The organism is Jiangella gansuensis DSM 44835 (assembly GCF_000515395.1).
Taxonomy (GTDB): domain Bacteria; phylum Actinomycetota; class Actinomycetes; order Jiangellales; family Jiangellaceae; genus Jiangella; species Jiangella gansuensis.
Window position 1 is genome coordinate 1,548,518 of sequence record NZ_KI911782.1, and the last position, 12,199, is coordinate 1,560,716.

The 12,199-nt window shown below is 70.7% G+C and carries 14 protein-coding genes and 1 tRNA gene; 8 read left to right on the forward strand and 7 right to left on the reverse strand.

Features of this window, described 5'->3' with window-relative positions; all coding sequences use genetic code 11:
- Nucleotides 1-175: 175 nt before the first annotated feature.
- From JIAGA_RS0107555 to JIAGA_RS0107570, 4 genes are all read left to right on the forward strand, one after another.
- Nucleotides 176-964 (forward strand): IclR family transcriptional regulator domain-containing protein, encoded by a 789-nt coding sequence (locus tag JIAGA_RS0107555; protein WP_026875196.1) that lies wholly within the window; start codon nucleotides 176-178, stop codon nucleotides 962-964.
- A 413-nt stretch (nucleotides 965-1,377) separates the two neighbouring features.
- Nucleotides 1,378-2,157: a FadR/GntR family transcriptional regulator gene (locus JIAGA_RS28215; protein WP_051425835.1), complete on the forward strand. Its 780-nt coding sequence runs from the start codon at nucleotides 1,378-1,380 to the stop codon at nucleotides 2,155-2,157.
- Nucleotides 2,154-3,323 (forward strand): mandelate racemase/muconate lactonizing enzyme family protein, encoded by a 1,170-nt coding sequence (locus tag JIAGA_RS0107565; protein WP_026875197.1) that lies wholly within the window; start codon nucleotides 2,154-2,156, stop codon nucleotides 3,321-3,323. The genes JIAGA_RS28215 and JIAGA_RS0107565 overlap by 4 nt, the downstream gene beginning before the upstream one ends.
- 5 nt (nucleotides 3,324-3,328) lie before the next feature.
- A complete protein-coding gene (locus JIAGA_RS0107570; protein WP_425402780.1) occupies nucleotides 3,329-4,267 on the forward strand; it encodes a U32 family peptidase in 939 nt (312 codons plus the stop codon).
- Between the two features lie 37 nt (nucleotides 4,268-4,304).
- Here the strand turns inward: JIAGA_RS0107570 and JIAGA_RS32900 are convergent, their stop codons facing one another.
- From JIAGA_RS32900 to JIAGA_RS28230, 6 genes are all read right to left on the reverse strand, one after another.
- Nucleotides 4,305-4,694, reverse strand: coding sequence for a hypothetical protein (locus tag JIAGA_RS32900; RefSeq protein WP_157552843.1), 390 nt, complete (start codon nucleotides 4,692-4,694; stop codon nucleotides 4,305-4,307).
- Nucleotides 4,695-4,770: 76 nt separating this feature from the next.
- Complete coding sequence (locus tag JIAGA_RS28225; protein WP_084469542.1) at nucleotides 4,771-5,133, reverse strand: class I SAM-dependent methyltransferase; 363 nt, start codon at nucleotides 5,131-5,133, stop codon at nucleotides 4,771-4,773.
- 275 nt (nucleotides 5,134-5,408) lie between these two features.
- Nucleotides 5,409-5,484: transfer RNA gene (locus JIAGA_RS0107590), tRNA-Arg, on the reverse strand.
- Between the two features lie 80 nt (nucleotides 5,485-5,564).
- The gene (gene lysA, locus JIAGA_RS0107595) at nucleotides 5,565-6,974 is read right to left on the reverse strand and encodes a diaminopimelate decarboxylase (protein WP_026875199.1); all 1,410 of its coding nucleotides are present in this window, start codon (nucleotides 6,972-6,974) and stop codon (nucleotides 5,565-5,567) included.
- Between the two features lie 3 nt (nucleotides 6,975-6,977).
- Entirely contained in the window at nucleotides 6,978-8,636 is a 1,659-nt protein-coding gene (argS, locus tag JIAGA_RS0107600; RefSeq protein ID WP_026875200.1) for an arginine--tRNA ligase, read from the reverse strand.
- On the reverse strand, nucleotides 8,633-8,929 hold the full coding sequence (locus tag JIAGA_RS28230) for a helix-turn-helix domain-containing protein (RefSeq protein ID WP_051425838.1): 297 nt from the start codon (nucleotides 8,927-8,929) through the stop codon (nucleotides 8,633-8,635). Before JIAGA_RS28230 ends, argS begins: the two co-directional genes overlap by 4 nt.
- Nucleotides 8,930-8,989: 60 nt before the next feature.
- Between JIAGA_RS28230 and map the strand changes: the two genes are divergently transcribed.
- From map to JIAGA_RS0107620, 3 genes are read left to right on the forward strand one after another with little or no spacing between them, the layout of a single operon-like run.
- Nucleotides 8,990-9,757: a type I methionyl aminopeptidase gene (map, locus tag JIAGA_RS0107610; RefSeq protein ID WP_026875201.1), complete on the forward strand. Its 768-nt coding sequence runs from the start codon at nucleotides 8,990-8,992 to the stop codon at nucleotides 9,755-9,757.
- Nucleotides 9,758-9,800: 43 nt separating this feature from the next.
- Complete coding sequence (locus tag JIAGA_RS0107615) at nucleotides 9,801-10,031, forward strand: FitA-like ribbon-helix-helix domain-containing protein (RefSeq protein ID WP_026875202.1); 231 nt, start codon at nucleotides 9,801-9,803, stop codon at nucleotides 10,029-10,031.
- A complete protein-coding gene (locus tag JIAGA_RS0107620) occupies nucleotides 10,028-10,444 on the forward strand; it encodes a type II toxin-antitoxin system VapC family toxin (RefSeq protein ID WP_026875203.1) in 417 nt (138 codons plus the stop codon). Before JIAGA_RS0107615 ends, JIAGA_RS0107620 begins: the two co-directional genes overlap by 4 nt.
- On the opposite strand, the gene JIAGA_RS0107625 is transcribed toward JIAGA_RS0107620, so the two are convergent.
- Entirely contained in the window at nucleotides 10,413-11,054 is a 642-nt protein-coding gene (locus JIAGA_RS0107625) for a methyltransferase domain-containing protein (RefSeq protein WP_026875204.1), read from the reverse strand. The two genes, JIAGA_RS0107620 and JIAGA_RS0107625, sit on opposite strands and share 32 nt — an antisense overlap.
- A 100-nt stretch (nucleotides 11,055-11,154) precedes the next feature.
- On the opposite strand from JIAGA_RS0107625, the gene JIAGA_RS0107630 reads away from it, so the two are divergent.
- The gene (locus tag JIAGA_RS0107630) at nucleotides 11,155-12,108 is read left to right on the forward strand and encodes a S1C family serine protease (protein WP_026875205.1); all 954 of its coding nucleotides are present in this window, start codon (nucleotides 11,155-11,157) and stop codon (nucleotides 12,106-12,108) included.
- Nucleotides 12,109-12,199: the final 91 nt, after the last annotated feature.

The window sequence follows — 12,199 nt, forward strand, 5'->3', positions numbered from 1 at the left end:
AGCCGGCGACGAGTGATAGGCGAGAGTTGACGGGTGGGGACCCCGTCGGCGGATCGGCCGGCCGCGGTGTGTGTACGCACATGCGGCCGGCCGATCGTGGCCGGTTGACCGTACCGGCCAGCGATACGCGTGGTGCGTGGGGGCTGACGGGCCACCTGGGCGAAAGGCGGTGAGGATGACTGGACCAGGACGTGAGGTGCCCGCAGTCGCGCGGGCGCTGGATCTGCTGGGTCTCTTCCTCGACGGGCAGGGACCGCGATCGGTCCCGGAGATGACGGCGGCGCTGGGGCTGCCGCGTAGTACGGCCTACGAGCTCGTGCAGACTCTCGTGGCTCGCAACTGCCTTCGCCCGACGGACTCGACCGGGCGCCGATTCGACCTCGGGTTGCGTCTGTTCGAGCTCGGAAGTGCCTACGCCGATGGGGTCGACCTGACCGAGCAGGGCCAGCAGGTGGCGCACGACGTCGTGCGGCAATGCGATGAGACCGTCCACATCGCCGTCCTCGACGGCACCGAGGTGATCTATCTCGTCAAGGTCGACAGCCCGCACACGGTGCGCATGGTGTCGGCCGTGGGCAAGCGTCTTCCAGCCCATTGCACCGCGGTGGGCAAGGCGATGCTCGCCGGCTTGAGCGACAGCGACGTGGCGGCGCGCTACGCCGACCCGTTCGAGTGGGTTCAGATGACCCCGCACACCATCACCGGGCTCGACTCCCTGCTGGCCGAACTGGCCAAGATCCGCCAGCGCGGCCTCGCCTACGACGACTGCGAGTCCAATCTCGATGTGCGCTGCGTCGCCGCCGCGGTCCGGGATGCCACCGGAGCGGTCGTGGCCGGATTGAGCATTTCCGTCCCGGTGCACCGGTCCGAGCCGCTGGAGACCGCGCTGGGGCAGTACGCCGCCGTCGCGGCCGAGGACCTGTCGAGGCGGCTCGGACACCGGGCAGCTGTCGGGCGCCACTGATGGCGACCACCTCGGGGTCGAGCAGTGGCTGCTCGACCCGCTCGTTCGTGGACGTGAGTCGAGCGTCGATGACATCGGACGTCATCAGCTCCGGCCGGACGCCCGACCCGGCGGCGGACCCGCCTCTGCCTGGCGGTGGCTGACGCGCACCATTCGCGCCGCGTCAGAGGCGGACGTTCTCTGGCCGGACCAATTCTGTCGTCTCCAAGAGACGTCAACCTATCAGATGTGTTTGTGCCCATGCCCTGGGGAGTGGCCGCCAATTGCCTGCGCCCATCATGGCCTCGGTGTGGCTAATCGAGGCGGCAATCCCGGCTCCGCCAATGGCCATGGTGCGTACAACCCTGCGGGCGACGGCTCGAAAATCTCGACCGAGACTTGGATGCTCATCAGATATCTGTCATAGTGACTGCGTGGCTGACGCAGCGACGAACAGTGAGAACGGCGAGGGCCGAGCCGAGCCGTTGACCGACCGAGCGGTCCGGCACCTCGAGGACCTGATCTTCGCCGGGCAGGTCCAGCCGGGTTCCGCGCTGCCCTCGGAGGCCGAGCTCGCGTCCGAGCTGGGCATCAGCCGGCTGACTGTCCGCGAGGCGGTGCGCAACCTCAGCGCCCGGGGCCTGCTGGAGGTCCGCCAGGGCCGGCGTCCGACGGTGGCCTTCCCCAACGCCGCGCCCGTCAGCGGGTTCTTCACTGCCGCGCTGCGCCGCGACCCGCGGGCCCTGCTCGACCTGCTCGAGGTACGGATGGCCATCGAGGTGCACGCGGCGCAGCTGGCCGCCACCCAGGCCAGCCGTACCGATCTGACCGCCCTCGAGCTGAGCCTGGAGTCGATGTACCGGGCCGAGGGCGAGGAGGCGCTGAACCTCGCCGACGTCCGCTTCCACGCGGCGGTCGCGGCGGCCAGCGGCAACCAGATGCTGAGCTTCCTCGTCGAGGGCATGGAGGAGCCGCTGCACAGCAGCCGGCTGGAGAGCCTGCGTGGCTACCTCGTGCGTGGCAAGGCCATCGACGCCCTGCTGGCCGAGCATCGCGCCGTCTTCGACGCCATCAGCTCGCGCGATCCGGATGCGGCCGCCGCAGCCATGCGCTCGCACCTCGTGCACACCCGGCACGACCTGCGTACGGCGATCTCCCGGCCGATCGACCTCACGACGCCGAACTCCACCTCCACCGGCAGGGAGCCCTCGTGAAGATCACTGATGTCCGCACCACCGTCGTCGGCACACCGTGGCGTGAGTTGACGTTCGTCGAGGTCCTGACGGACGACGGTCGCGTCGGCCTCGGCGAGGCGCGGATGCTCAACAAGACCGACACGCTGCTGGCCTGCATCGCCGAGCTGTCCCAGCGCCACCTCATCGGCTCCGACCCGTTCGACGTCGAGCGGCTGGCGTGGAAGGTGTCGTGGGAGGAGTACGGGCGGGTCGGCGAGGTCACCGCCACCACGCTGGCCATGCTGGACATTGCCTGCCACGACCTGATGGGCCAGGCGCTGGGGGTGCCGGTCCACCGGCTGCTGGGCGGCACCATGCGCGAGCGGATCCCGGCGTACGCGAACGGCTGGTACCAGGGCGGCCGAGACCCCGAGCAGATCGCCGCACTGGCCGCCGGAGTGATCGCACGCGGTTACCGCGGGTTGAAGATCGACCCGTTCGGTGCCGCGACGGCCGAGCTGTCTGCCGCCGAGCTGCGCCGCGCGATCGACATCGTCGGCGCCGTACGCGACACCGTCGGCCCGGATGTCTCGATCATGGTCGAGATGCACGGCCGCTTCACCGGTGCGACGGCGGCCCGGGTCGCCCGCGAGCTGACGCCGTTGAGCCCGGAGTGGCTGGAGGAGCCGGTCCCTCCGCACGACGTCGACGGATTGCGGCTGGTGCGCGCGGCCACCGACACGCCGATCGCCACCGGCGAGCGTGTGCACACCGTGCCGGAGTTCCGCGAGCTCATCTCCCGCGGGCTGGTCGACGTCATCCAGGCCGACCTCACCCACATCGGCGGTTTCACCGGGCTGCGCAAGCTGGCCGGCTGGGCCGAGGCCTACAACCTGCTGCTCGCGCCGCACAACGTGTGTGGGCCGGTCGGCACCGCCGCGAACGTCCACTTCGCCACCAGTGCGCCCGGGCTGAAGGTGCTGGAACACTTCAACGACTTCGCCGACCCGTGGGTGGCCGGCCTGGTGACCGCCGCCCCGGTGGTCGACGCCGCCGACGGCGCGTTCGCCGTCCCGACGGCGCCCGGCCTCGGACTGCGGCTCGACCACGACGCGTGCACCGAGCGCCCGCGCACCCACGTGCACTTCAACCTGGTCCGTGAAGGCTGGGAGCGGCGCGACTCCCTCGCCGGAGCGCGGTCGTGACAGCGTTGACGCAGCTCGCGCCCGCCGACCTGCTGGCGCGGACCGGGCTGCCCGGAACGGACGCCTACGACCTGCCGGCTTCGGCGCTGCGGTTCGCCGACGGGGCCGAGTACCGGGTCGAGATCCCAAGCGTCGAGGGTCCGGCGTGCCTCGACGCCGTCCTCGAAGCGGCACGTGAGCTCGAGGTTCCGGTCACCCGAGTGTCGCAGGGCACCGGGGTCGGGCTGATGACCGACGCGGAGCTGGACCGGATGGCCGCCACTGCCGCGGCGGCCGACATCGAGGTCAGCCTGTTCGCCCGGCCGTGTGCCGGCTGGGACACGTCGGCCATGGCGCGATCCTCGGCCGGTTCGGTGCTCGCGCCGACCACCCGCGGGCAGGACCAGCTCGCCGCCGTCGTCGACGAGATCGTCCGCGCCGCCGAGCACGGCATCCGCAGTGTCCTCATCGCCGACATCGGCGCACTCGACGTCTTCGGGCGGCTACGCGCGGCCGGCGATCTACCGGCGGACATGCAGGCGAAGACGTCGGTGATGCTGCCGGCGTCGAATGCGGCGACCGCCCGCGTCCTGGAAGACCTCGGCGCGAACACCATCAACGTCCCGACCGACCTGACACTGCCGCAGTTGGCCGCGATCCGCGCCGCCGTCGCCGTCCCGCTCGACGTCTACGTGGAAGCACCGGACAACGTCGGTGGTTTCGTACGGCACTACGAGATCGCCCGCATCGTCGAGATCGCCGCACCCGTGCACGTGAAGTTCGGCCTGCGCAACGCCCCTGACGTGTACCCGGCCGGCACCCACCTGGAGGCGACGACGGTGGCGCTGAGCCGGGAGAGAGTGCGCCGGGCCCGGCTCGGCCTCGACCTGTTGGCCCGGCATCGCCCGACGTCGGTGGGGTCCCGCCCGGGAGCGACCGGTCTCGCGATCCCGATCATCCCATGACGGGGGATCATCAAGAGTTGCCCCGGTCATAGCCGTATCAACTCTTGACGATCATGGGCCTTGGCATGTGCTTGGCGGTCATCGCGATGAGCGCAGCCCAGATCAGGCAGTAGGCGCCGAACACCGCGCCGCCGACGTCGCTGGTCATCGCGCGGGCGATCATGCCGTTCCCGCCGGCCAGGGCGAGGAGTGCGAAGACTATGAAAGGCGTCAGCACGACCCAGCGGGGGAGCCGTCTCGACACGGGGAGCAGGGGCACGGCCAAGAGAACGACGCCCAGGAGGCCGACGGCTGCGTTGCTCCACTGAGCGGCGGCGACGTCGCCGGCTCCGTACGTGTCGTAGCTTGCCGGGTCGACCTCCGGGCCGCCGGTGACGCCGAGTCTGCCGTGGATGGCGTGACCGACCATGGAGGCGACGTAGAGCATCGTCCATATCACCGCCCGGCGCAGACCCGCGGAGCCTCCGGTCGAGGAGCGAGCCCCTTCCGACGACCGTGCGCATTCAACGTTCAGGCTTGCGAGCGAGCACCCAGGTGTAGGGAATCTCCGTCGCTCGCTCGAGCTGCGTCTCGACGGCGGTTCGCTCGATCAGGAAGCCAGCGTCCGTGACCAACCGCCGGGTGGTGGCCGCGTCGAACATGCTGAAGTGCATGTCAACACCAAGCCACTCGACGGTCTGCCCTGGTTCGTCGGCGTCCTCGATGCTGAGCAGGAACCAGCCGCCCGGGCGTAGCCACCGGTGTGCGCGGCCGAGTAGTTCTCGGTGCTCAGCGCGTGGCACGTGGTCGAAGGTGTAGAGCGAGACGACGGCGTCGAACGTGCTAGGGGCGAAGTCCACGGTGCGTAGGTCCGCGCAAATGGTCATTTGGGTGTTGCTGGTCGGGTCCGACCGGGCCGAGGCGACGATGTTCCCGGGGCGGCGGTGACGCCAGTGCCGACAGTTGGCGTCCTCGTCACCTGGGCTGTCGACGACGACCGGTCCCAGCCCTGGTTGTGCGCTGTGGCCGGCTCATGGTCACAGCTGCATCGTTCACGGGTAGGCGCATGACCAGGCGGGTAGGTCGTCACTGCGACGTGCCCAGGGGCCGCGGACCTGATTGTCCGAACGGGTTCAGATGATCCACATGCCCATTGACTTGCTGGTGCCCGCGGTAGGAATCGAACCTACGGCCTTCTGCTCCGGAGGCAGACGCTCTATCCCCTGAGCTACGCGGGCCCGGGCTCGCCAAAGGCTATCAGGATGGCTGGCGCGGGTGCGAACCGGCCGGTCAGGGCCGGTTCAGCCTGCTCCAGCGCTCAGCCGACGTCCAGTGCCAGGAGGTCGTCCTCGGTCTCGCGGCGCATGATGAGCCGGGCGGCGCCGTCGCGGACGGCGACGACGGCCGAGCGCGGCACGTGGTTGTACGTGTTGGCCATGCTGCGGCAGTACGCGCCGGTGCCGGGGACGGCGATGAGGTCGCCGGGTGCGACGTCGCCGGGGAGGAACTCGTCCTTGACGACGATGTCGCCGCTCTCGCAGTGCTTGCCGACGACGCGGGACAGCACCGGCACCGCGTCGGAGGCCCGGGACGCCAGCGTGCACGAGTAGTCCGCGTCGTAGAGTGCGGTGCGGATGTTGTCGCTCATGCCGCCGTCGACGGCGACGTACCGGCGGGAGGCACCGCCGTCGAGCGGCACCGACTTCACGGTTCCGACCTCGTAGAGCGTGAACGCGGAGGGCCCGGCTATGGCCCGGCCCGGCTCCACGCTCAGCCGGGGCAGCGCCAGCCCGTAGCCGGCGCACTCGTGTGCCACGATCTCGGCCATCCCGGCCGCGAGCTCGGCCGGCGGCTGGGGGTCGTCCTGGCTGGTGTAGGCGATGCCGAAGCCGCCGCCGAGGTCGAGCTCGGGCGGCTCGACGCCGTGTTCGTCGCGGATGTCGGCCTGCAGCCGCAGCACGCGGCGGGCGGCCACCTCGAAGCCGGCGGTGTCGTAGATCTGCGAGCCGATGTGCGAGTGCAGGCCCAGTAGCTCGACGTTCGGCGCCGCCAGCACCTGTCGGATCGCCTCGGCCGCTTCGCCGCTGGCGATGGAGAAGCCGAACTTCTGGTCCTCGTGCGCGGTCGCGATGTACTCGTGGGTGTGCGCCTCGACGCCGACTTTGGTGCGCACCATGACCCGCGCGGTCACGCCGCGCTCGGCTGCCAGCTGCGAGACCCGGCCGATCTCGTCGAAGGAGTCGACGATGATGCGACCGACGCCGGCGTCCAGCGCCCGGGCCAGCTCAGGCACCGACTTGTTGTTGCCGTGCAACCCGATCCGTCCGGCCGGGAAGCCTGCCCGCAGTGCCACCGCCAGCTCACCGCCGGAGCAGACGTCGAGGTTGAGGCCCTCCTCGGCGACCCACCGGGCGACGGCGACGCTGAGGAACGCCTTGCCGGCGTAGTACACCTCGGCGCCGCCCAGCACCGCGCCGAACGCGTCCCGGAAGGCGCGCGCCCGGGCCCGGAAGTCGTCCTCGTCGATGACGTACAGCGGCGTACCGAACTCCTCGGCGAGCGTTCCGACGTCGACGCCGGCCACCCGCAGCACGCCGTCGTCGCCCCGGGACACGGCCTGGGCCCACAGCCCCGGGTAGAGGTCATTGACGTCGTCGGGGGTGCGCAGCCAGGACGGCCCGCGGTGGCCGGCTTCCGCGTGCAGCGCGCCGGCTTCGTGTGCGTGCATGGGCTACATCCGATCCGGTGCGACGACGCCGAGCATGCCCAGGCCGTTGGCCAGGACCACCTTGGTGGCCTCGACCAGCCAGAGCCGGGCGCGGTGGACATCGGTGACGTCCTCGTCGCCCATGGGGAGGACGCGGCAGGTGTCGTAGAACTTGTGGAACGTGCTCGCCGTGTCTTCCAGAAAGCGCGCGACCCGGTGCGGCTCACGCAGTTCCGCCGCCGTCGCCACCACCCTCGGGAACTCCGCCAGTGCGCCCAGCAGCACCGATTCGCGTTCGTGGTCGAGCAGCTCCGGGCGCAGCTCGGACTTGTCGACGCCCAGGTCCGCGGCGTTGCGCAGGATGGAGTCCAGGCGTGCATGCGCGTACTGCACGTAGAACACCGGGTTGTCCGACGTCTGCTTGGTGATCTGGGCGACGTCGAGTGTCAGCGGCGAGTCGGCCGGGTAGCGGCACAGCGAGTAGCGCAACGCGTCGACGCCGGCGGCCTCGACCACCTGTCCGAGCGTCAGCATGGTGCCGGCGCGCTTGGACAGCCGCAGCTCCTGGCCGTCCTTGACGATCTTGACCAGCTGGCCGATCGGGATCTCGATGTTGCGGTCGGGGTCGTCGCCGGCGCACGCGGCCAGCGCCTTGAGCCTGCCGATGTAACCGTGGTGGTCCGCGCCCAGCAGGTAGATGCAGATGTCGAAGCCGCGTTCACGCTTGTCGACGTAGTACGCGGCGTCGGCGGCGAAGTACGTGTATTCGCCGTTGCCGCGGCGCAGGACGCGGTCCTTGTCGTCGCCGAAGTCGGTGGTGCGCATCCACAGCGCGCCGTCGGCCTCGAACAGGTGCCCCTGCTTGTGCAGCACGTCCAGGGCGTGCTCGACCCGGCCGTTGTCGTGCAGGCTGCGCTCGGAGTACCAGACGTCGAAGCGGGTGCGGAACTCCTCGAGCTGGCGCTGCTGTTCGGCGAGCTGCAGCCGGTACCCCTCCTCGCGGAAGGTGACCAGCTGCTGGTCGCGCGGCTGGTTCAGGACATCGGGTTCGGCGTCGACGACGGCCCGCGCGAGTTCGGCGACGTACTCGCCGTGGTAGCCGTCCTCGGGCACGGGCTCGCCGTGGGCACGCGCCATGATGGACGCGCCGAACTTGTCCATCTGGCCGCCGCGGTCGTTGATGTAGAACTCGCGAGTGACGGTGGCGCCGGCCGCCTCCAGCACGCGGGCCAGGGCGTCGCCGACGGCGGCCCACCGGACGTGGCCGAGGTGCAGCGGGCCGGTGGGGTTGGCGGAGATGAACTCGACGTCGATGGTGATGCCGGCCAGCGCGTCACCGCGGCCATAGGCGTCACCAGCCTCGACGATGGTGCGGGCCAGCTCGCCCTGGGCGGCGGCGGACACCGTGATGTTCAGGAACCCCGGCCCGGCGATGTCGACCGCCTCGACCCCGGCGACCTCGCGCAGCCGGGCCGCCAGCAGTTCGGCCAGGGCGCGCGGGTTGGTGCCGGCCTTCTTGGCCAGCTGCAGGGCGACGTTGGTGGCGTAGTCACCGTGGTCGCGGTTACGCGGTCGCTCGATCGTCACCTGGGTGGGCACGCCGTCGGGCAGGGCGATCTCACCTGCGTCGACGGCGGCGGTGAGGACGTCACGGACCGCGGTGGAGAGTTGCTCGGGAGTCACCGGCCAAGGGTAGCCATTTCCCGCGCCTCGATGCCGCCGGCGTCCGTCACCTGGCCGGCCAGCCCGGACAGCAGGCCGTCGAGGGAGAGGCCGAGCACGTCCGCGACGGCGACCACGGTGAAGAACGCGGGCGTGGGAATGCGGCCGCGTTCGATCTTGCGCAGCGTCTCCGGGGAGATGCCGGCCTGAGCGGCGACGTCGACGATGCTGCGTTCGCCGCGCGCCTCGCGCAGCGCCCGGCCCAGCTGCTCGCCGCGTTCGCGTTCGGACATGGTCAACGGGACTCGCACCATGGCTGCAATACTAATACCGGTATAGTTATCGCGTCACGTCGAGCCTACTGAGGACGCTCCATGATCGAACTGAAGACGCCTGCCGAGATCGAGGTCATGCGTGAGGCCGGCCGGGTGGTCGCCGCCGTCCACGCCGAAGCGCGTGCCCACGCCGCCGTCGGGGTCACCCTGCAGGAATTGGACGAGGTGGCGCGCAAGGTCATCGACGGTGCCGGCGCCGGCTCGTCGTTCCTCGGCTACCACCCGCGCTTCGGCGCCACCCCGTACCCCGGCGTCATCTGCACGTCGGTCAACGACGTCATGCTGCACGGTCTGCCCACGCCCTACCGGCTGCGCGACGGCGACGTCGTCAGCATCGACTGTGGCGCCTTCGTCGACGGCTGGCACGCCGACGCCGCCGTCAGCTTCGTCGTCGGCGAACCGCGGCCGGAAGACCTGCGCATGATCGAGGTGGCCGAGCAGACGCTGGCGGCAGGCATCGCGGCCGCCCAACCGGGCGGGCGCATGGGCGACATCGGCGCCGCCATGTCCGCCGTCGGCCGGGGCGCCGGGTACGGCATGCAGAACGACTTCGGCGGCCACGGCATCGGCCGGGCCATGCACGAGGAGCCGTTCGTCCCCAACGAGGGCCGGGCCGGTCGCGGACTGACGCTGCTGCCCGGTCTGGTGATCGCGATCGAGCCGAGCCTGATGGCCGGCGGCGGCGACAAGTACTACATGGCCGACGACGGATGGTCGTTGTGCACCAAGGACGGCAGCCGCAGCGTCCACGTGGAGCACACCGTGGCCATCACCGAGGACGGCCCGCGCATCCTGACCCTGCCCTGACACGCCGCTAGCACAGTGCTGGCAGTGCGACTAGACTTGTCGCATGGCAACGCTCTACGTGCGCGACCTCTCCGACGAGGCGGTTGACGAACTGAAGGTGCGGGCTGCGCGCAACCGGCAGTCGCTGCAGGCGTACGCCCGTGAGCTCCTGGAACGCGAAGCCCGCACGCCGACGCTGGCCGATGTCGTCGAACGCATCGAACAGCGCGCCACCGCGCGACTGTCCACCGACGAGGTGCAGGCCGACCTAGATGCGGGCCGGCGCCGCGATTGATCGTCGTCGATGCCGGCGCTCTCGTCATGCTGCTGGCCGATCACGGGCCGGTCGGCCAGGCGCTACGGCGGCGGGTGCGAGACGAGCGCCTGATCGTGCCGCATCTCGTCGACGTCGAGGTGGCATCCGCATTGCTGGGGCGGCACCGAGGCGGCAAACTGACCGACCGCGAGCTGGAGGATGCGTGGGCGTCGTTCGCCGACGTGCCCCTTCAACGAGTCGAGCACGCGCCCTTGCTGCCGCGGGTTCGCGAACTGTTCGCCAACCTGTCCGCGTACGACGCCACCTATGTCGCGCTGGCCGAGGCGTACGACGTTCCGCTCGTGACCACCGACGGACGGATCGCCCGGTCAGGACGGCCGCGCCGCCTGGTGGAACTCGTCAACGAGGCGACGGTGGCCGGCGCAGAGTGAGCGACTGGAACCGATAACGGTCCCGCTCGCCCTGCACATGGAAGTCGACGACGTCGAAGTACTGGCTCGCGATATCCCGGATCTGCGCGTCCGTGCGCCAGGAGAAGAAGCGCTTCGGCTCGTGCGTGTCCCATTCGGCGACGCCCTCCGAGCCGTCGCCGCCGTAGACGCCGGCATAGAACAGCCCGCCGGGACGCAGCAGCCCGCGGATCGACCGCAGGGCGGTCGGCAGGTCCGCGTCCGGCACGTGCAGCAGGCAGTTCATCGCGTAGGCCGCGTCGAACGACTCCGCCGGCAGACCGGGGTCGAGCAGGTTCATGACCTGGGCGGTCAGGCCCTTGGCCGCGCACGCCTCCACCATGGCGGGGGTGAGGTCGGTGGCCAGCACGTCCAGCCCGTGGTCCTGGAAGTAGCGGCTGTCCTGCCCGGTGCCGGCGCCGATCTCGATCAGGCTGCGGGCGCCGGCGGCGCGCAGCCGGTCGAGGAACGTGGCCCGCTCGGTCAGTTTCCAGTCCGTCTTGCCCTCGCGGTCGCGACGTTCGACGCCGCCGGTGTATGCGGCGCGGAGGTCGTCGGCGACATCGTCGAAGCGCGTCATCACGGTGACCATCCTCCTGGGTGGTGCCCCGGGGTTGCGCTGTGGGCGTACACGGGGATGCGTGGCCCGGTCCGGGGCGTTGGTCATGACGTTCCGGGCTGGGAGGTGCGCCATGACCGCTGACGAGAATCCTCTCGACGCGTACTCGCGGGTGGTCAGCGGGGTCGCTCGGACGTTGCTGCCGTCGGTGGCGAGCCTCGTGGTCACCGGTGAGCGGCGCGGCCGAGCCGGCATCGTCGGCGCCGGGTCCGCCGTCGTCTTCACCGGTGACGGGTTCCTGCTCACCAACGCGCACGTGGTGGGCTCGACGTCGCGGGGGACGGCGTCGTTCTCCGACGGCACCGAGGTGGGGTACACCGTCATCGGCCGCGACCGGCTTTCCGACCTGGCCGTCGTCCGTGCCGACGGGTCCACGCCGCCGCCCGCGCTGCTGGGGGACGCCGACCAGCTCACCGTCGGGCAGTTGGTGGTCGCGGTCGGAAGCCCGCTCGGCCTGTCCGGCTCGGTGACGGCGGGCGTGGTCAGCGGGCTGGGCCGGTCCATCCCTGCTCAGAGCGGCCGCACGGTGCGCATCATCGAGGACGTCATCCAGACCGACGCCGCACTCAACCCCGGTAACTCCGGCGGCGCGCTGGCCGACGCGAACGCCCGCGTGGTGGGCATCAACACCGCGGTCGCCGGCGTCGGGCTCGGCCTCGCGGTGCCCATCAACGCCACCACCAGCCGCATCGTGTCCACGCTGCTGCGCGACGGCCGGGTGCGGCGGGCCTTCCTCGGAGTGGCCACCTCGCCTGCGCCGGTGCCGTCCACGCTGGCGGAGAAGATCGGCCGCACCCGGGGAGTGCGCATCGTGCACGTCGAACCGGGCAGTCCCGCCGACGTGGCCGGGTTGCGCACCGGCGACCTCGTCGTCACGGTCGGCGGCGAGCCGGTCGTCGACGCCCAGGCGCTGCAGCGGCGCATGTTCGCCGAGGCCATCGACGTGCCGCTGCCCATCACCACGTTCCGGAACGGGGCGATGGTCGACGTCATCGCCCGCCCGGTGGAACTGGCCGACCAGTCCTGAGGCCGGCAGCCCGTGACCGCGGCCCGAATGCCCCCAAACATCCCGTTGATCTTGGAGAACTGGCGGAATCCATCGGACATATCGGCCAGGG

Excerpts from the sequence above, each read along its gene's own strand:
- JIAGA_RS0107615 (WP_026875202.1), top strand. The coding sequence starts at position 9,801 with ATGGCAACGCTCTACGTGCGCGACCTCTCCGACGAGGCGGTTGACGAA.
- JIAGA_RS0107630 (WP_026875205.1), top strand. The coding sequence starts at position 11,155 with ATGACCGCTGACGAGAATCCTCTCGACGCGTACTCGCGGGTGGTCAGC.
- JIAGA_RS32900 (WP_157552843.1), bottom strand. The coding sequence starts at position 4,694 with ATGCTCTACGTCGCCTCCATGGTCGGTCACGCCATCCACGGCAGACTC.
- JIAGA_RS28225 (WP_084469542.1), bottom strand. The coding sequence starts at position 5,133 with ATGACCATTTGCGCGGACCTACGCACCGTGGACTTCGCCCCTAGCACG.
- map (WP_026875201.1), top strand. The coding sequence starts at position 8,990 with ATGATCGAACTGAAGACGCCTGCCGAGATCGAGGTCATGCGTGAGGCC.
- JIAGA_RS0107555 (WP_026875196.1), top strand. The coding sequence starts at position 176 with ATGACTGGACCAGGACGTGAGGTGCCCGCAGTCGCGCGGGCGCTGGAT.
- lysA (WP_026875199.1), bottom strand. The coding sequence starts at position 6,974 with ATGCACGCACACGAAGCCGGCGCGCTGCACGCGGAAGCCGGCCACCGC.
- JIAGA_RS0107625 (WP_026875204.1), bottom strand. The coding sequence starts at position 11,054 with ATGGTCACCGTGATGACGCGCTTCGACGATGTCGCCGACGACCTCCGC.
- JIAGA_RS28230 (WP_051425838.1), bottom strand. The coding sequence starts at position 8,929 with ATGGTGCGAGTCCCGTTGACCATGTCCGAACGCGAACGCGGCGAGCAG.